The sequence below is a fragment of the Kribbella sp. NPDC005582 genome (assembly GCF_040605415.1).
Lineage (GTDB): Bacteria > Actinomycetota > Actinomycetes > Propionibacteriales > Kribbellaceae > Kribbella.
Window position 1 is genome coordinate 620260 of the sequence record NZ_JBEXCU010000001.1, and the last position, 18622, is coordinate 638881.

The window sequence follows — 18622 nt, forward strand, 5'->3', positions numbered from 1 at the left end:
GACTCCCAGGTTTCGATGACGAATCGGCTCCGAGCCTAGCGGTGAGACCACCCGGCAGGGTGGACCGCGTCCACGATCGCATCCGCGGGGACCTCCCGAACCAGCAACACCCCGTTGGGCGCCCGATACACGGGCAAATTCTCAGGATTCACAGCCAGTAACACGTCGACCTTGGTCCGCCGCCCCACCAGGCTGTCCTGCGCAGGCGCCAGATGGACATGGGTACGCCGCCCCGGCTTCAAGCCCTCACGCCTAATCACCGGGACCGCACTCTGCGTAGTCCCATGCCACAACAGGTGATCAGGGTGAACGCGCTCCCAACTGTTCTCCAAAGCTTCACGGGTCACCGGCATCCCGGCGAGCGAGTGCCCCTGACACGCCCGGACCAGCTCTCCGTCCACCTGCAGACGCTGCTTGTCGTTCTCCTCGACGGCACGGTCGAGGTCCTCGCGTTTCATCCCGAGGAGCTTCTGTACGTCGGCGATCGCCGCCCACCCGTCCGCGGTCATCGCGAGCCCGCGCTCCCCCGCGGTGTGCCTCAGCAACCTGGACAACGCCCTGCTGTCGGCGCTCACAGCAGCAACTTCTTCAACTCGTCACCACGCTCGCCGCGGGTGATCACGTAGTACCGGATCGGCGGGAGGTCTTTGACGGGGATCCTCCGCAGGGCGCCCGACGTACGGACCGAGCCGTTGACGACCGCCGGCCCGATCCCGAGCCGCACGAAGTGGACCAGCAACTCCCATCCCTCCGCCTCGACCGCGACCGACCACCGCACGCCCTGATCGAGCAGTGCCCGCTCCAACTGATCCCGATGCGGACGTCCCTTCGGCGGTACGACGAGCGCCTCGTCCTGCAGGTCCTTGAGCCGAACCGTCCGCCGCTTCGCGAGATGGTGATCGGACCGCGTGATCAGGGTCTGCGGAAACTGTCCCAGCAGCTCACAGTCGAGGTCATCCGGTGGAACACCCAGGGCGGTCACGCCGACGTCCGCCGTACCGTCTCGCAGCGCTTCCAGGGTGCGAGTCGCGTCGCCGGTGAGCAATCGCAGCTCGCGGCCCTTGCCAACGTACCGGCGGATCGGCTCGCCGAGCACGTAGAGGTAGGCGCCGGAACCTGCCATCAGCACGGTCGGTCGTGGCGGCGCGGCACCGAGCGTGCGGAGGAAGTCGGTCGCCCGGTCTGCCTCTTCGTTGGCGAACAACGCAAGCCGCTCGCCGGCATCGGTGAGGTGCAACAGGCGTCCGCGCTTCACATACAGCTCGTGCCCCAGCCGCTCCTGCAGCTTGCGAATCCTTGTGTGCAACGCGGGCTGACTCACATGGAGCTCCACTGCGGCCCGCGTGAAATTCCGGTGCCGCGCAAATACCGCGAACACCCGCAGATCCTCAGCCACCAGAGTCATCACCACAAACTATAGCTCTATCGACAATTACTAGTTCTGCTGAAGTCCTCGCGCGGCCACGCTGAATCCATGAACAAACTCGGAATCGACATCGGGCGGGTGATCATCAACGGCACGTCAGGTCCTGGCGACACGTCGTTCTTCGCCGGCGACACCGCGGCGATGCTGCGGACTCCCGCCGTACCGGAGGCGTTCGACACCATCGCCCGTCTGGTTCCGCGGTTCGCCGAGACCTGGCTGGTCTCCAAGTGCGGTCCGCGGATCCAGGCGAGGTCACTGGAATGGTTGCGGCACCACGACTTCTTCGCGCAGACCGGCATCCCCGAGGGCAACGTGCGGTTCTGCCTGCGTCGGCCCGAGAAGGCCATCCACTGCGCGGATCTCGGGTTGACGCACTTCGTCGACGACAAGCCCGACGTGATCGCCGCCGTACAACCCGTCGTCCAGCACGCCTACCTCTTCAAGAACTGGCCCACCACCGAAGCCGCGATCCTGAAGTCGCTGAGCTGAGGCTCGGGTCAGGGCGTTTCGGCGGCGCGGATCTCGGCGGTGAGCTGGGTCAGGGTGGTGCGGAGGGCTTGTTCGGCGTCGACACCGAGGGTGCGGGCTTCGCGGACGAGGTCTAGGAGCTGAGCGCCGATGCGGGACTGGTCGTCGGTGGGGGCGGGGAGTTCGGCGGGGACCTTGGCGGAGCGGCCGAGGATCTTGTCGGCGAGGGCCAGGGCGGGAAGTGCAGTCGGGATGCCTTCGAGGACCGAGGAACGTTGTTTCTCGGCGGCTTTGATGGTTTCCCAGTTGGCTTCGACCGCGGCGGCGTCGGCGGCGTTGACGTCGCCGAAGACGTGTGGGTGGCGGCGGATCAGCTTCTCGACGATGCCGCCGGCGACGTCGTCGATCGTGAAGACGTTGTCGTCCTCGGCGACGCGGGAGTGGAAGACGACCTGGAGCAGGAGGTCGCCGAGCTCTTCGCGCAGGTGCGTGCGGTCGCCGGTGTCGATGGCTTCGAGGGTTTCGTAGGTCTCCTCGAGCAGGTACTTCGCGAGGCTCTCGTGGGTCTGCTCCTGGTCCCAGGGGCAGTTCCGGCGGAGGCGGTCCATCACGCGGACGAGGTCGATCAGGCGGGCGCCTGGGACGTCGTACGAGCCGTGCAGGATCTCCACCTCGTACGGCGGCCTCGGCTCGCTGCTGAGTTGTTCGGCGACGATCCGGAGCAAGCCAGGCTCGCCATCCTCACCGACCAGCCAGGCAACGCGTTGCCCGGCGGTCGCGGCGTCTGCCAGCCAAGCCCAGTGCTGGGCGTCAGCGCCGTCGACCGGCGTGACCACGAACCCCGACCCGGCGATCGCCTGCACGTCCGGCCTGAGCCGGTGCGCGTCCGTACCGTCGTCACCGGCGGCCACCGCGCTGCCGGCTCCGATCAGATCGGCGGACGACAACGCCGTCCAGGCGACCCGGGTGAGCAGCCCCGGAGCGACCCGGGGGCTGGTCAGGACAACCGTGATCGACCCACCGGGGGCTCCGGACATCAGCTACCTCAGCCCTGCGGCTGCTGCTGTTGCTGCTGCGCCTTCTCGGCGGCCTCGCGCTTGGCCTTGGCCTGCGCGGACTCCTCGGACAGCGAACCGGAGATCGCGCCGTCGATCGCGCCGTCGGTCCACTTGCCGAACCGCGGCGAGATGTCGACGGTGATGTTCTTCGAGACGTCCTTGACGATCGTGAGGCCGGCCTTCTGGGCCTGCTGCACCTGCGGGTCGGTCACGCCGGTGCCGCCGCCGAGCTTGATCGTCGCCACCGCGGTCGAGGCGACCTGGGCCAGGAAGTCCTTCGCCACCGGGTCGGCCTCGAACTTGCTGTACGCCGCCGGGTCGCGGACCACGAGCTTCATCGCGGCCGCGGTCTCGGCGTCGCTGACGGTCACCGACCGCTGGTCGCGGACCTGCCGGACGAGGGCGTTGTTGACCAGCTCGCCGAGCGTCACCTTGGTCTCGAACGGCTGGCCGAGCGCGTCGGACACCGCCCGGGAGACCTTGTCGACCTCGCCGATGCTGATCTCGGTGTTGCCGACCACGGCCGCCGCACCCGGGTGCGTACCGGCCGCGCAGCCGCTCGCCAGCAGCACCGTGGCCGCAACCACACCGAGAGCCTTAAGCGCTCTGCTCACCGAAATCTCCTCGCATCTCCAGTCGAAGTCACGCCGGTACCACGATCGGTTCGGCGATCACGTCGTCGATCAACCGGGTACACCATTGCAGCAGCTCCTGGTCACGGAGCGGCTGGCCGCCGATCTGCCGGGTGGCAGGTCTCGGCACCAGGATCGTACGCAGTTGCGGCTTGACCAGACTCTTCGGGTACAGCCTGTTGAGGCGCAGCACCTTCGAATCGGCCAGATCCACCGGCCCGAACCGGACCAGGTTGCCCTGCAGGGTGACGTCCTGCAGCCCCGCCTGCCGGGCGTGGTTGCGGAACTTCGCCACCTCGATCAGGTTCAGCACGGGCTGCGGGATGTCGCCGTACCGGTCGTGCAGCTCCTCGACCAGCTCGGCGATCCCGTCGGCGTCGCGGACGGCGGCCAGGCGCTGGTACATCTCGAGGCGGAGCCGCTGCGACGGGACGTAGTCGTGCGGAAGGTGCGCGTCGATCGGCAGCTCGATCTTGACCTCGGGCTCCTCGGCCGGGGTGTCGCCCTTGTACTCCGCGACCGCCTCGCCGACGAGTCGCACGTACAGGTCGAAGCCGACATCGGCGATGTGCCCGGACTGCTCGCCGCCGAGCAGGTTGCCGGCGCCGCGGATCTCCAGGTCCTTCATCGCGACCGCCATACCGCCGCCGAGATCGGCGTGCTGGGCGATGGTCGCCAGCCGGTCGTGCGCCGTCTCGGTCAGCGGCTTCTCCGGCGGGAAGAAGAAGTACGCGTAGGCCCGCTCGCGACCACGGCCGACGCGGCCGCGCAGCTGGTGCAGCTGCGACAGGCCGAGCAGGTCGGCGCGCTCGACGATCATCGTGTTGGCGTTCGAGATGTCGATACCGGACTCGACGATCGTCGTACAGACGATGACGTCGGACTGCTTCTCCCAGAAGCCCTGGATCACCTGTTCCAGGGTGTGCTCGTTCATCTGGCCGTGCGCCACCGAGACCCGCGCCTCGGGCACGAGCTGGCGGATCCGCGCGGCCGCCTTCTCGATCGTGTTCACCCGGTTGTGCACCACGAAGACCTGGCCCTCACGCAGCAACTCGCGCCGGATCGCCGCGGTCACCTGGCCCTCTTCGTAGGCGCCGACGAAGGTCAGCACCGGGTGCCGCTCCTCGGGCGGGGTCGCGATCGTCGACATCTCCCGGATGCCGGTGATCGACATCTCCAGCGTGCGCGGGATCGGCGTCGCCGACATCGTCAGTACGTCGACCGCGGTCCGCAGCCGCTTGAGCTGCTCCTTGGCCTCGACGCCGAACCGCTGCTCCTCATCGACGATGACGAGGCCGAGGTCCTTGAACGCCACCTCGCCGGACAGCAACCGGTGCGTGCCGATCACGACGTCGACCGAACCGTCGGCCAGGCCGTCCAGCGTCGCCTTGGCCTCCTTGTCGGTCTGGAACCGTGACAGCGGCGCCACGTTGACCGGGAAGGCCGCATACCGCTCCGCGAAGGTCGCGTAGTGCTGCTGCACGAGCAGCGTCGTCGGCACCAGTACGGCGACCTGCTTGCCGTCCTGGACCGCCTTGAACGCAGCCCGTACGGCGATCTCCGTCTTGCCGTACCCGACGTCACCGCAGACGATCCGGTCCATCGGCATGACGCGCTCCATGTCGCGCTTCACGTCGTCGATGGTGGCCAGCTGGTCGGGCGTCTCCACGAACGGGAACGCGTCCTCGAGCTCACGCTGCCACGGGGTGTCCTTGGCGAACGCGTGTCCCTTGGTCGCCTGGCGCGCGGCGTACAGCTTGATCAGCTCGCCGGCGATCTGCTTGACCGCCTTGCGGGCGCGGCCCTTGCGCTTGGCCCAGTCGCCGCCGCCCATCTTGTCCAGGCTCGGCTGCTCACCGCCGACGTACCGCGTGACCTGGTCGAGCTGGTCGGTCGGCACGTACAGCCGGTCGCCCGGTTGGCCGCGCTTGCTCGGCGCGAACTCGATCACGACGTACTCGCGGGTGGCCTTCTGCGTGCCCGTCCCGACGGTGCGCTGCATCATCTCGACGTACCGGCCGACGCCGTGCTGTTCGTGGACGACGAAGTCGCCGGGCTGCAGCTCGAGCGGGTCGACGGCCTTCTTCCGGCGGCTCGGCATCCGTTGCTGGGAACGGCGTTCGGCCGCGGAGCGCTGACCGGCCAGATCGTTCTCGGTCAGTACGGCGAATTTGATGCCCTCAGCAACGAAGCCGTGATCGAGCGCGCCCTGCGAGATCAGTACGACGCCCGGCTCGGGAACCGAGTCGATGCCTTCGACCGCTCGCGCCGGGACCTCCGCCTCGGACAGCAGCTCAGCCAGTCGCTGTGCCGGACCATGTCCCTCGGTCACGCAGACGACTCGCCAGCCGTCGCGGAGCCAGCCCCGGATGTCCTCGACCGCAGCCGCTGTCTCACCGCGGTACGGATCGACCTCGTGCGCCGCGATCACGCGGCTGCGGACCGCGCCCGCGTCGGTGTCAACGTCCAGGGAGACTCGTGCACCCATCGAGTCGCGCAGCTCCGGCGCATCGGTCGGCGCCGCCGTGAACGGCGACAGGCTCCACCAGGCCAAGCCCTTGCTCAGAGCATGCGACCGGACATCACCCAGCGACACGTACGCCGCGGCGCCCAGATCGATCGGCGCCTCACCGCCACCGGCTGCGGCCGCCCAGGACGCCTCCAGGAACTCCTGGCTTGTCGCGACCAGGTCGTGCGCCCGCGCCCGCACCCGCTCCGGATCGCTGACCACGACGTGCGTCCCGGCCGGCATCAGATCGACCAGCAGCTCCATGTGGTCGACCAGCACCGGAGCCAACGACTCCATGCCCTCGACCGCATGCCCCTCGGCGAGCTTCTCGAACAGCTCCGCCAGCGTCGGGTGCTCCTTGGCCAGTACGGCGGCGCGCGCCCGCACCTCGTCGGTCAGCAGCAGCTCGCGGCACGGCGGCGCCCACAAACCGTGCTCCGCGATCTCCAGCGAGCGCTGGTCGGCGACTGCGAAGTATCGGATCTCTTCCACGTCGTCACCGAAGAAGTCGACCCGCAGCGGGTGCTCCTCGGTCGGCGGGAAGACGTCGATGATGCCGCCGCGGACCGCGAACTCGCCGCGCCGCTCGACCAGGTCCACCCGGTGGTACGCCGCCGCGGCCAGCCGCTCGGTGACATCGGCCAGTTCGACCGTGTCGCCGACATGCAGCTGCACGGGCTTGAGGTCGGCCAGTCCGGCGACCTGCGGCTGCAGGACCGACCGCACCGGCGCGACCAGGATCTTGATCGGCCCGGTCGTCTCGTCCGACGGATCCGGGTGCGCGAGTCGCCGCAGTACGGCGAGCCGCCGGCCGACCGTGTCCGACCGGGGTGAAAGGCGCTCGTGCGGCAGCGTCTCCCAGGCCGGGTAGTAGGCGACCGAACCAGGCTCGACCAGGCATTGCAGTGCCTCGGTCAGCTCCTCGGCCTCGCGGAACGTCGCGGTGACGGCGAGCACCGGGCGGTTCGCGCCTCGCTCGGCGGCCAGCGCGGCCAGCAGGACCGGGCGGATCGGGCCGGGCGCGGCCAGGTCGAGGGCCGTGACGACCTCCCCGCGGGCGTCCCGAACGGCCTCGGCCACGACCGGATCGGTGACCAGGGTGTCGATCAGACCGCTGAGTTTCACGAGGCGCCCATTCCTAGCATTGTCAGGTGTTGTACAGGCCTTGGGTTGTTTCGAGGCCGGCCGTCATCAGCGACTCGACCGCGTCCGCGGTCCGGTCCACGGCGAACGGGAGATCCTTGCGCTCGGCCGCGGAGAACTCGTTGAGGACGAAATCGGCGGGACTCTGCCGGCCCGGTGGACGACCCACACCGAACCGCACTCGATAGTACTCACCGGTGCCAAGTGATTTCCGCAGCGACTTGAGGCCGTTGTGCCCGTTGTCGCCGCCGCCGAACTTGCACCGCAGAACGCCGAAGTCGATGTCCAGCTCGTCGTGGACGGCGATCAGGTTGGCCGGATCCACCTTGAAGAACTTCAGCAGGCCCGACACCGGCCCGCCAGACTCGTTCATGTAGGAGCGAGGCTTGGCCAGGATCGTGCGCAGGCCGTTGATCCGGGTCTCGATCACCTCGGCCTTGACCTGCTTGTGCTGCTTGAACGAACTGCCGGTCCGGGCCGCCAGCTCGTCGGCCACCAGGTGGCCGATGTTGTGCCGGGTCCGGGCATAGGTAGGGCCGGGATTCCCCAGCCCGACGACCAACCACACGTCGTCCGCCACGGATCCCGGCCCTCCTGGTGTCTCTACGTACTGCTGCTTACCGTCAGGCGGGAGCGGCGGTCGGCTCGTCGCGGACGACGCCCGCCCCGGCCTCAGCCTCGGCCATCTCGGCGTCGACCTGCTCCGCGGTGCTCGCGGTGGTGATGTTGACGATCAGGGTCTCCGGGTCGACGGCCAGCGTCGTACCGGTCGGGAGCTTCAGGTCGGAGGCGTGGATCGCCGTACCGGCCTCGAGGCCCTCGATGTTCAGCACCACACCGTCGGGGATGTGGGTCGCCTCGGCCTCGACCAGGACGGAGGCGTTCTCCAGCACGACCAGCGTGCCGCCGGCGGCGTCGCCCTCGACGTGCACGGCGATCTCGACCTCGACCTTCTCGCCCCGCTTCACGATGACCAGGTCGACGTGCTCGATGGTGCCCTTCAGCGGGTCGCGCTGGACCTGCTTCGGCAGCGCCAGCAGGCTCTCGCTGCCGACGACCTCGATCAGCAGCAGGGCGTTGGCGGTCTTCAGCGCCAGCATGGTGTCGTGACCCGGCAGCGTGATGTGAACCGGGTCGGTGCCGTGGCCGTAGAGAACGGCGGGCACCTTGTTGTCCCGGCGGATTCGGCGGGCAGCACCCTTGCCGAACTCCGTGCGCGATTCGGCTTGGATCTTGACCTCGGCCACGAGATGTACTCCTCAGATGCGTTGCGGTGATCTGTTGACTGGCTGAAACTCGGCTGCGGCCTCAGCGGGCGCCTGCTGACACCGAGAAGGCATCAAGCAACGAACCACCGCGTCGATCACGGAGCCGCGCCCATCAGTTCTCGGGGGGCGTCCCTCGCCGAGGCAACCTCAACAGTCTACCCACCACCACGGCCAGACGAGAAATCAGCTCCGGCCGGTACTTCGACACGACTTTTGGGCGTCATCCGGGCAGGAAACTCTGGACCCTAATGAAAATGATTGTCGATTCAGATAAAGTCCGCGGCTGTGACCGCCACTCACTCCCGTCCCGCGCTCCTGTCCGCCCTGCTGAGCCTCACGCTCGGCCTCCTCTGCCTGACCGCGGGTGCTTCTCCCGCACCCGAGGTGCTGCGCGCCGTCCACACCGACGTCCTGCACACGACGTACGACGGGAGCGCGCTCAAGCTGGGCACGCGAGTGGGGACTGGGACGTATCGCGAGGTCGATCCGGCCGGGCTGATCTTCAACCTGGAGGACGCTGCGTCGGCCCGGGTCGAACTTCCTGACGTCCCGGCCTTCGCTTTCTTGGGTACGCCGGGCAGCACGGTGTGGATGGCGCCCGAGTCACAGGATCCGGAGCTGATCTGGCCCGGGTGGGACACGGAGACGATTCCCGCGGGTGCGCTGCGTGACGACTCGGTCGATCTCACGCTGGTGAGCGCGGTCGGGCCCGGGGCCGTTGAGGTCTTCGCGAACTACGACGAGTTCACCGGTGTGGTGCCGCGGATCTTCAGTTCGGTGGACCCGGCGTACAAGACGTTGCACCAGCCGGTTGGTCGGCATGTGCACGCGAACTGGTCGTTCGCGGCGCTGGGCACGTATCAGCTGACCTTCCAGGCCACTGCGGTCACCGCGGCCGGTGCGGAGGTCAGCTCGGGTCCTGTCACGTACACGTGGGTGGTCGGTCCGTACGAGGTGGCGACGCCCACGCCTTGCGTCACCACGGTTCTCTCCGTCGGGCATGTGGATGTGGCGGCTCGCACGGTCGGTGATCGCCTGCGGTTCCAGGTGAAGGACGGCACTAGCGGTACGCCGGTCTGGCGCGATCCGGGCGCGGTCGCGTTCCAGGTGAGGCCTGAGGGTGACGAGATCGTTCCGGCAGATCCGCAGTACCGGTTCCTCGGTGCGCCCGGTGCGACGATCTGGCAGATCCCGCAGACGCAGGCCGAGAACCTGCTCTGGGTCGGCTGGAACACCGAGTCCGTCGACTACAGCAAACTCTCCGGACCAGTCCACTGGTCACTCGACCAGGTCGAAGGTCCGGGGAAGCTCGCGGTCTTCCAGTTCGACCAGTTCGGCGCTCCGCTGATCGCGTTCGACAGCGACAAGAAGCTTCCGCAGTCGATCGCCCTGGCGGCGCCCACGCACGCCCACGGCAACTGGGCCTTCACCAAACAAGGCCTCTACCGACTCAAGTTCACCTACTCCGCCACCACGAAGGCCGGCCAGCACCTCACGGACACCGCCACGCTCCCGGTCGTAGTAGGCAACGACCTCACGCCCCTCTGCCCCACCCCACCCACCACCCCGCCGACGTCACCTCCCACCACCCCACCGTCCACACCACCGGCTTCACCTCCCACCAGCTCGCCTTCTTCACCACCCACCACTCCCCCGAGCACCCCGCCCACGACCGCCCCGCCACCTGGCCGCCCGACCACTCCGCGTCCGACCACGCCGGCCCCGACCACCCCGCCCCCGGGTCACCCGGGCACGCCCACCTCACCCCCCACCTCCCCGGCCGAGCACTCCGGCACCGCACCGACCACCCCGCCGGGGTCCAGCACCCCGAAGCCCTGCATCACCACCCCCGTCCCCACCACGCAGCCCTCGACGACCAGCCCGTCGCAGAGCGCGCCGACCACGGCACCCCCGTCCGCCACCCCGCCCGCGACCGCGAGCACCACGTTGTCGAACGGTCACGCGGACTACGCCGTACGACTGGTAGCCGGTGCCCTGCAGGCCCGCATCAAGGACGGCACCCAACCCGGTACGCCGGTCTGGCGCGACCCCGCCGCGGTCACGATCCGCCTCACCTCAGCAGCCGGCACCACCTCCCCCGGCGGCGCCTTTGGCTTCCTAGGCCCCAAGGGCACACCGGTCTGGCAGATCCCCCAGACCCAGAAGCCCGGCGTCATCTGGCTCGGCTGGAACACCGAAGAACTCAAACCCGGCCAGATCCCCGGCAACGCCGTCACCTGGCGCCTCGACAAGGTCACCGGCCCCGGCCGCGTCTCCGTCTTCGAGTTCAACTCCTTCGGCCAGCCCCAAGTCATCTTCAGCTCCGCCGACGGCCTCCCCGACACCTACCAAATCCCCATCGGCACCCACGCCCACGGCAACTGGTCCTTCACCAAGCCAGGCACCTACAACCTCACCTTCACCCACTCCACCCCCACCTCCCACACCACCTCCACCCTCAGAGTGGTCGTAGCCCCCACCGGCGGCGCCCGCTCCCTCAACCTTGAGCACCCCTCAACCACTCGCGCCCACACAAAGTGGTCGACCGGTGCCCAAGGTGCCGCCGAACGGTCGATGGGTGCACAAAGTGCCGCCGCGAACACCGACGCCAGCTCCCCCGGCCTTGAGCACGGTTCGACCACGCCATCGGCCGAACCGTGGTTGATGGGTGCTCAAAGTGGCGGGAAACGGTTGATGGGTGCACAAGGTGTGGGCGAGGTGGTGCGAGCTGCCGGTGACGGGTCCGGCTGCAGGCTTGCGGCGACCGGGGCCGACGTACCGGTGGGGTGGTTTGTGGCGGCTGGGTTGTTCATCCTGCTCGGTACGACGCTGCTCGTGGTCTCGAAGCGGGGCACCAAGTGAAGCGCGCGATCGCAGCAGCTGTCTGCCTGACGCTCCTCACCGGATGCACGTCCACGGCCGGAGCGAGCGACGGCAAGCTCAACGTCGTCACGACGACCGAGATCCTCGCCGACCTCGTGCAACAGATCGGCGGCGACCGCGTCACCGCGAGCTCACTCGTGCCGGCCGGCGGCGACCCGCATTCCTACGAACCGACCCCCGCCGACGCGAAGCGCGTAGCCAAAGCAGACGTCACGTTGACGAACCACTTGCTCCTCGAACCTCAGAGCCTCATCAAGACCATCGACGCCAACGCCGACAAAGACGCCCCGAACGTCTCACTCGCCGAAGCGGCCGAATCGTACGGCGCCCACGTCATCCCCCTCGTCGAAAACATCGGCCTCGACGTCCTCTGGCTCGGCCTACGCGTCAGAGGCAACGGCAACCAACGCGGCGCAACCAGAACCTCATCCGTCCAACTAGCCGCCACCAAACTCGAAGGCCCAGGCCAACTCGTTGCCTACCTCACCGAGTCCCTCGGCCAGCCGGACCGCTACTTCGACTCCACCGACGGCCTCGACAAATCCGACAGTACGACGCTCCCGCCGGCCGCCCACACGCATCTCAACTGGGCGTTCACCAAGCCAGGCGTCTACCGCCTCACGCTCCAAGGCAGCCTCGACAACAACGACGGCAAACTCAAACCGCTCGGTCAAGGCACCTTTACCTTCGCCGTCGGCGTCGAACCCCACACCGTCAAACCAGCCGACGGCACCAAGGCGACAGTCCTGGACGACGGCCATACCGACCTCACCGTCGACCTCGACTCCGGCCAGGTCTACGCGTACGCCGACGCCAAGAAGGTCGGCGCCGCCCAAACTCAGGTGCCCGCCGGCAACGTCGTGATCGACGTACCGAACAAGGCGCTGGTCGCCATCCCCGACGACCCGAGATTCGCCTTCCTCGGCAAGCCCGCCACCCAGATCCACCAGCTCCCGCAGGCGGTCCTCGGCAGGCACGTACACGGCGAGATCGACCCGCACCTCTGGGAAGACGTCGCCAATGCCAAGGCCTACGTGCAGTTGATGCGCGACACCCTCATCTCGACCGACCCGGACGGCAAACAGACCTACGAAGCCAACACCACCGCCTACCTGAGCAGACTCGACGAGCTCGACACCTACGTCCGTACGACGCTCGCCACCATCCCGAAAGACCGCCGCCAGCTGATCACCACGCACGACGCGTTCGGGTACCTGGCATCGGCGTACGAGATGACCATGGCCGGTTTCGTGGTCCCGAACCCGGCACAGGAGCCGAGTGTCGAGCAGGTCCGCAAGCTGTCCGACACGATCCGCAACTTGCACGTACCGGCCGTCTTCACCGAGCCCAACCTCGCCCAGCGCGCGTCCGTCCTGATCCAGGTCGCCCGCGACCAGGGCGTGCAGGTCTGCTCGCTGTACGGCGATTCCTTCGACGACCACGCAAGGACATATGTCGACATGATGCGCCACAACGCCGACGAGCTGAAGCGCTGTCTGGGGGACCACCGATGAAGCTGCTCGCCGCTCTGCTGCTCGCCGTCGCCCCGGTCAATCCAGTTGCCATCGACAACGGTCACGTCGACCTCGGACCCAGGTTCGTCGACGGCCACTGGACCGTGCAACTGCGCGACGACACCACCGATCCTGCCACCTGGCGTGACCTGGACACGGTTGTCCTGCACGCGACCAGCAGGGCGAAGATCGCCGTACCGCGGGATCCGGCGTACTCGTTTCTCGGGACACCAGGGCGGCAGGTCTGGGTGATCCCGCAGGTGCAGCAGGACGGAATCGTCTGGCCGGGCTGGAACACGCAGGACACCGAGGTCGCCACCAAGGTCGATCGCGAGGTGACGTGGTCGCTCGAAGGTGTCCGCGGTCCGGGCGCGTTCACGCTGTTCCTCAACTCGGACTTCGGCAAGCCGCAACCTGTGTTCGACAGCCGCAAGCCGCTCCCGCAGCAGACCGGCATCGACGTCAACACCCATGTTCACGGCAACTGGACGTTCGATGCTGAAGGCACCTATCTGCTGGACGTCGTGATGACGGCCAAGCTGATCGACGGCAGTTCCGTCTCCGACCGCCGGACCCTCCGCATCTACGCCGGCGACGGAGACCCCCGTACGGCGTTCGCCACGCCGGCGGCCGCCGTACCGGAGCCCGAAGGTCAACGCATTGAACTGTGGTGGTTCGTCGCCGGCGCCGCCGTCCTCGTCCTCGCCACGGCCGGCTTCGTCGTGGTGAGGAAACGCCGATGACCGTCCTCGCTATCACCGGATTAGCCGTCGAACTCGGCGGCCGCGAAGTCCTCAGCGACGTCTCACTCACGATCGCCGCTCGCGAGCACGTCGGCCTGATCGGCCCGAACGGCGCCGGCAAGACCACGCTCCTCCGCTCGCTGCTCGGCCTCCTCCCGATCACCGCCGGCAGCATCACCATCGACGGGAAGACACCGACCGAGGCCCGGGGCTCGATCGGCTATGTCCCGCAGCGCCACGAGTTCGTCTGGGACTATCCCGTCCAGGTCCGAACCGCGGTGATGACCGGCCGCACGCACCGCATCGGCTGGCTGCGCAGACCAGGCCAGGCCGACCGGGACGCCGTACAGGAAGCCCTGGAACGTGTAGACCTGACCGACCTCGCAGATCGCCCGATCGGCGAGCTGTCTGGTGGCCAACGGCAACGAGTTCTGGTCGCCCGCGCGCTCGCACTGAAGCCGAGTTTGCTGTTGCTCGACGAGCCGTTCACCGGCCTCGACGTACCGACGCAGGAGATCCTCACCCGGCTGTTCAAGGAACTGACCGCCGAGAACACCGCAATCCTGATGACCACGCACGACCTTCCGGCCGCGGCCGACACCTGCCACCGGCTCTGTCTGCTGAACGGCACGGTCGTCGCGGACGGTACGCCGGATGAGCTGCGGGACCCGGCGATCTGGCTGCGGGCCTTCGGAGTCGCGCGGTCCGAGCAGCTCGTGCACAGCCTGGGAGTGACCCGATGATCGACTTCTTCACCGAGCCGTGGACTCACGTGTTCATGCAGCGCGCGTTCCTCGTCGTGCTGATGTCCGGCGTGGTCTGCGGCGTGATCGGCACCCACGTCGCGCTGCGCGGGATGGCGTTCATCGGCGATGCGGTTGCGCATGCGGTGTTTCCCGGGATCGCGATCGCGTTCGTGCTGAAGACCAGCCTGGTCCTCGGCGGCATCGTGGCCGGGCTGATCACCGCGCTGGCGGTGGCCGTGTTCTCGCAGAACCGGCGGCTCAAGGAGGACACCGTGATCGGCGTCTTCTTCGCCGGCGCGTTCGGCCTCGGCATCGTCGTGATGAGTACGGCGCCCGGGTACGGCGGTTCGCTGGAGTCGTTCCTGTTCGGATCAGTGCTCGGCATCGGGAACGCGGACGTGATTACCGTCGCCGTCGGCGGCGCCGTACTGCTGGTGGTCACCGCGGCGCTGCACAAGGAGTTCGTCACGGTCGGCCTGGACCGCGAGACCGCGCGGTCGGTCGGCCTGCCGATCTTCTGGCTGGACCTGGCCATGTACGCGATGGTGACGGTCGCGATCGTGATCTCGATCCAGGCCGTCGGCAACATTCTCGTGCTGGCGCTGATGATCACCCCGGCCGCCTGCGCCCGCCTACTGACCGATCGGATCGGCGTGATGATGGTGATCGCGCCGGTGATCGGTGCTCTCTCCGGACTGACCGGTCTCTACCTGTCCTACGCCTTCAACCTGGCCGCCGGCGGGTTGATCGTCCTCACCGCCACCGCGGTGTTCATCGCGTGCTGGGTGTTCGCGCCCCGGCACGGCCTCATCTCCCGTCGTACCACTCGTGCGACGGCTCGGGTTTCCGCCTAACCCTGAAAGGAACCGCATGCGCAAGCTCCATCGCGTCGTACTGTCCGCTGCGACAGTCCTCGCGCTCACCGCAGTCGCTGTCCCGGCGACCGCTACCCCCTCGGTCGTCCTCGACCAAGGGCATGTCGACGTCGTCGGCATCGCCTGGGAGGACAACGCCTTCAATGTGCACGTCCACGACGAGGAGACCGACACCGAGTACAGCCCGGCCGAGGTGCAGCTCGTCGCCAAGCCTGGTTCGCAGATCGCCGTACCGGATGACGCGGCGTACAGCTTCCTCGGTACGCCGGGAAGCCCGGCCTGGGTACTGCCCCAGGTGCAGGACGCCGATCTGCTCTGGCCGGGTATCGGCGCCGAGGAGATCGGTCCGGGTGTGTTCACCAACGACAGCCTGAAGGTCGTCCTGGTCGGCGTCACCGGCCCGGCCGACTTCAGCATCTTCACCACCGACGCGTTCGGTACGCCGACCCGGCTGGCCGACAGCGGTAACGGACTGCCGGACACGATCAGTACGACGGCCGGCGGTCACCTGCACGCCAACTGGGCGTTCGAAGCGGCCGGTACGTACAAGGTGAAGTTCAAGGTGTGCGGCACCCTCGCCGCCACCGGCAAGACCGTCAGCTCGGCCATCGCCACCTACACCTTCACGGTGCAGGCATGAAGGCCCGTGGGGTGGCCGGCGCCCTGATCGCCGGTCTCGCTGCGACTGTCCTGGCGGTGACGCCGGCCTTCGCCCTCACCACGATCTCATCGGGTCACGTCGACGCCATCGACGTGGACTGGACCGGCTCCGCGCTCACACTCGATCTCCGCGATGGCACGGTGACCCCCTCGGTCGACCGCGCCCCGGCGGACGTCGTACTGAACGCTGTGTCGGCCAGCAAGACGACGGTGCCGTCGAGCTCGGCGTACTCGTTCCTGGGCGCGCCGGGTGACCCGGTCTGGATCCTGCCGCAGACGCAGGCGAGCAACATCGTGTGGCCCGGCTTCAACACCGAGGGCGTCCCGAGCGGCGTCCTGTCGGGCAACACCGTCTCCGTGAAGCTGGTCTCGGTCAGTGGACCGGACGACGTCGCCCTCTACACGACCAGCTCGCTCGGTACGCCGACAGTCTGGTTCGACAGCGGCAACGGCCTGCCGGACAGCCGTTCTATCGCCATCAACACGCACGCCCACGCCAACTGGGCCTTCGAGGCCGCCGGCACCTACACCCTCGTCTTCGAGGTCACCGCCACCACCAGTGGCGGCACTGCCATCAGCACCGGCCAGAAGAGCTACACCTTCACCGTCCAGCCGTAACAGCACCGAGAATCCGCAGGGGGCTCGGCGCCGAGCCCCCTGCACCTCAGGAACGCTAAGTTGCCGTGGTGACCGCGTTCATGGTGCTTCTGCTGCTTGTCGGCACAGTGGTGATCGTTGGCCTGACGCTGCTGATCATTGGGCTCCAGAAACGCCAGCGGATCGCGATGCGGCAGCGCGCCGACGCCATGGCTCGCAACGGCTGGTACCTCGCTCCCCCGAACCCCTGGCTGGCGGACGTTGCTGCAGCGCTGTTCACCCGCGGTCGACCGGGTGAGATGTTCGCCGGTGACTACCGCGGCCGCGGTATGTGCGCGCTGGACTACACCTACACAACCAGCAACGGCAAGACCACGCAGACTCACCAGGTACACCTGGTGGCACTCAACCTGCCCGCCGCTCTCCCGCCGCTCACCGTCTCGAAGGACTCCGCGCTACGACGGGCCTTCGGCAACGACATCGAGCTGGAGAGCAAGCTGTTCAACGACACCTTCCGCATCGACTGTGCCGACCAGCGGTACGCGTCAGCGGTCCTGCATCCCCAGCTGATGGAGTGGATGCTCGCCAACCCCGGTCTGGAGTGGCAGCTCGCCGGCAACGCCCTGGTGTCCTGGGGTGTCGGCCAGTTCACGGCTCACGACGTACTGGCGCGGCTGGAAGCCATGGTCGGCGTCATCGACCGCATCCCGCCCTTCGTCCTCCGCGACTACGGCGCATGATCGCCACGGTCGTCGTACTCGCGGTTCTGGCGGTGGGGCTCGGAGCGCTCTATCTGCGAGTGCAGCAACGGCAGCGCACCTTCTTTGCCGACAGAGTGACTGCTGTCGGGCTCACACCGGCTCCGGTCGAACCATGGCTCGCTGACGCGGCCAACCGCGCGTTCGGCGTACAGGGGAACGCGGAGCGGATGGTTCGCGACCAGCGGCTGTGGGCGTGCGACTTCACCTACCTAGCAACCCGTACGTCGACCGCCGCGAAATGTCACGTGATCGCGATGGCACTACCGACCGCACTGCCACCCCTGGCGGTGGTCCCGAAGAACCCGATGCTGCCGGACACGCTGGAGTTCGAGAGCGCAGCGTTCAACCGGACTTTCTCCGTCGAGTGCTCGGACCGGCGCTACGCGAGCGCTCTGCTCAACCCACGAGTGCTGGAGTGGTTGCTCAACTATCCGAAGCTGCAGTGGCGGATCGACGGCGGCGTACTGCTCGCGTGGAACGCCGGCTACTGGACCGCCGACGCCGTCAAGCACACAGCCGCCGCCTTCGACGGTCTGCTGGAACGAATCGATCCCTACGTGTTCAAGGACTTCAGCTGAGCTTGGTCCACACCTGACGCAGCGCCCGAGCAGCGTCGCCCTCGAGACCAGCATCGTCCAGTGTCTCGGCCAGCTCGTCGAACTCTGGGCCCCAGCGCCAGGCCACGCTCCGCAGCTGCTCCGGCAGTTGCGGATCGCGCAGTGAGCCCGCGTCCGCGCGCACCTGCTGAGCGACCAACGCATCAGTCACTCCGTGCTTCTCGGCCAGCTGGAACGCCAGCACGGCAAGGGCCGCCTTGCCCTTGTTGTACAACGCGTACGCCGACTTGGCTGCGCTGGCTGCGCCCGGTTCCGCGCCGACCACACGCGGAGTGACCGCCGTATCGGCCCAGAGCTCGGCGACGTCGTCAGCAGCAGCTCCGGATAGCATCAGGTGCGTCGGACTCGACCCGCCACTCGGCGGCGGTCCCACCACACCAGCATCCACAAACGTTGCCCCCGGTACGGCGTCCTGCGCTGCACGCAACGACGCCGGCGAGAGCGGATTCGCCTCGACGTACAGGCCGGTGAATCCGGCGCTTCCGACCTGTCTGGCGATCTCCACTGCCCCCTGCGGCGCACACGAGCACAGCACCACCTCAGCACCGGCCAGCGCCTCGGCAAACGGCAGACCGACCAGCCCGGCTACCTCCGCACGCTCAACGGTCGCCTGGCTACGCCCGTCGGGGACCCAGCTCACCGCATGACCGGCACTGGCCAGCTCCCCGGCGAGCCGCGACCCCATGGCACCCGGGTGAAAGACGGTGATCCGCATGGCTCGC

General features: G+C 68.0%; 18 protein-coding genes. 10 read left to right on the forward strand and 8 right to left on the reverse strand.

Annotation, left to right across the window (positions count from 1 at the left end; all coding sequences use genetic code 11):
- Positions 1 to 35 precede the first annotated feature (35 nt).
- Positions 36 to 575: a tRNA 2'-phosphotransferase gene (locus ABZS29_RS03055; protein ID WP_355458007.1), complete on the reverse strand. Its 540-nt coding sequence runs from the start codon at positions 573 to 575 to the stop codon at positions 36 to 38.
- Positions 572 to 1405 carry a LysR family transcriptional regulator gene (locus tag ABZS29_RS03060; protein ID WP_355458008.1) on the reverse strand — a complete coding sequence of 278 codons (834 nt, stop codon included), beginning with the start codon at positions 1403 to 1405 and terminating at the stop codon, positions 572 to 574. The genes ABZS29_RS03055 and ABZS29_RS03060 overlap by 4 nt, the downstream gene beginning before the upstream one ends.
- 69 nt (positions 1406 to 1474) lie before the next feature.
- Between ABZS29_RS03060 and ABZS29_RS03065 the strand changes: the two genes are divergently transcribed.
- Positions 1475 to 1915: a hypothetical protein gene (locus ABZS29_RS03065; RefSeq protein WP_355458010.1), complete on the forward strand. Its 441-nt coding sequence runs from the start codon at positions 1475 to 1477 to the stop codon at positions 1913 to 1915.
- An 8-nt stretch (positions 1916 to 1923) separates the two neighbouring features.
- Here ABZS29_RS03065 and ABZS29_RS03070 read toward each other — a convergent pair whose 3' ends face one another.
- Genes ABZS29_RS03070 through ABZS29_RS03090 form a run of 5 tightly spaced genes read right to left on the reverse strand, consistent with a single transcriptional unit; the run spans position 1924 to position 8483 of the window.
- Positions 1924 to 2931, reverse strand: a complete 1008-nt coding sequence (locus ABZS29_RS03070; protein WP_355458012.1) for a MazG family protein — start codon at positions 2929 to 2931, stop codon at positions 1924 to 1926.
- A gap of 8 nt (positions 2932 to 2939) precedes the next feature.
- On the reverse strand, positions 2940 to 3566 hold the full coding sequence (locus ABZS29_RS03075; protein WP_355458014.1) for a hypothetical protein: 627 nt from the start codon (positions 3564 to 3566) through the stop codon (positions 2940 to 2942).
- Positions 3567 to 3594: 28 nt separating this feature from the next.
- On the reverse strand, positions 3595 to 7218 hold the full coding sequence (mfd, locus tag ABZS29_RS03080; protein WP_355458016.1) for a transcription-repair coupling factor: 3624 nt from the start codon (positions 7216 to 7218) through the stop codon (positions 3595 to 3597).
- Positions 7219 to 7240: 22 nt separating this feature from the next.
- Positions 7241 to 7816, reverse strand: coding sequence for an aminoacyl-tRNA hydrolase (pth, locus tag ABZS29_RS03085; RefSeq protein ID WP_355458017.1), 576 nt, complete (start codon positions 7814 to 7816; stop codon positions 7241 to 7243).
- A 43-nt stretch (positions 7817 to 7859) separates the two neighbouring features.
- Positions 7860 to 8483 (reverse strand): 50S ribosomal protein L25/general stress protein Ctc, encoded by a 624-nt coding sequence (locus ABZS29_RS03090; RefSeq protein WP_355458019.1) that lies wholly within the window; start codon positions 8481 to 8483, stop codon positions 7860 to 7862.
- A 306-nt stretch (positions 8484 to 8789) separates the two neighbouring features.
- Here ABZS29_RS03090 and ABZS29_RS03095 point away from each other — a divergent pair, with 306 nt between their 5' ends.
- From ABZS29_RS03095 to ABZS29_RS03135, 9 genes are all read left to right on the forward strand, one after another.
- A complete protein-coding gene (locus ABZS29_RS03095) occupies positions 8790 to 11366 on the forward strand; it encodes a choice-of-anchor M domain-containing protein (RefSeq protein WP_355458021.1) in 2577 nt (858 codons plus the stop codon).
- Positions 11363 to 12901 (forward strand): anchored repeat ABC transporter, substrate-binding protein, encoded by a 1539-nt coding sequence (locus ABZS29_RS03100; RefSeq protein WP_355458023.1) that lies wholly within the window; start codon positions 11363 to 11365, stop codon positions 12899 to 12901. The genes ABZS29_RS03095 and ABZS29_RS03100 overlap by 4 nt, the downstream gene beginning before the upstream one ends.
- Positions 12898 to 13644 (forward strand): choice-of-anchor M domain-containing protein, encoded by a 747-nt coding sequence (locus tag ABZS29_RS03105; protein WP_355458025.1) that lies wholly within the window; start codon positions 12898 to 12900, stop codon positions 13642 to 13644. The genes ABZS29_RS03100 and ABZS29_RS03105 overlap by 4 nt, the downstream gene beginning before the upstream one ends.
- Positions 13641 to 14387, forward strand: a complete 747-nt coding sequence (locus tag ABZS29_RS03110; RefSeq protein WP_355458026.1) for an anchored repeat-type ABC transporter ATP-binding subunit — start codon at positions 13641 to 13643, stop codon at positions 14385 to 14387. Before ABZS29_RS03105 ends, ABZS29_RS03110 begins: the two co-directional genes overlap by 4 nt.
- Entirely contained in the window at positions 14384 to 15244 is an 861-nt protein-coding gene (locus ABZS29_RS03115) for an anchored repeat-type ABC transporter permease subunit (RefSeq protein ID WP_355458027.1), read from the forward strand. The genes ABZS29_RS03110 and ABZS29_RS03115 overlap by 4 nt, the downstream gene beginning before the upstream one ends.
- Positions 15245 to 15260: 16 nt before the next feature.
- Positions 15261 to 15905, forward strand: coding sequence for a choice-of-anchor M domain-containing protein (locus tag ABZS29_RS03120; RefSeq protein WP_355458029.1), 645 nt, complete (start codon positions 15261 to 15263; stop codon positions 15903 to 15905).
- Positions 15902 to 16543 (forward strand): choice-of-anchor M domain-containing protein, encoded by a 642-nt coding sequence (locus ABZS29_RS03125; protein WP_355458030.1) that lies wholly within the window; start codon positions 15902 to 15904, stop codon positions 16541 to 16543. Before ABZS29_RS03120 ends, ABZS29_RS03125 begins: the two co-directional genes overlap by 4 nt.
- A 68-nt stretch (positions 16544 to 16611) precedes the next feature.
- A complete protein-coding gene (locus ABZS29_RS03130) occupies positions 16612 to 17262 on the forward strand; it encodes a hypothetical protein (RefSeq protein WP_355458032.1) in 651 nt (216 codons plus the stop codon).
- The gene (locus ABZS29_RS03135) at positions 17259 to 17861 is read left to right on the forward strand and encodes a hypothetical protein (RefSeq protein ID WP_355458034.1); all 603 of its coding nucleotides are present in this window, start codon (positions 17259 to 17261) and stop codon (positions 17859 to 17861) included. The genes ABZS29_RS03130 and ABZS29_RS03135 overlap by 4 nt, the downstream gene beginning before the upstream one ends.
- Here the strand turns inward: ABZS29_RS03135 and ABZS29_RS03140 are convergent.
- A complete protein-coding gene (locus ABZS29_RS03140; RefSeq protein ID WP_355458035.1) occupies positions 17854 to 18615 on the reverse strand; it encodes a DUF1932 domain-containing protein in 762 nt (253 codons plus the stop codon). The genes ABZS29_RS03135 and ABZS29_RS03140 overlap by 8 nt on opposite strands.
- Between the last annotated feature and the right edge of the window lie 7 nt (positions 18616 to 18622).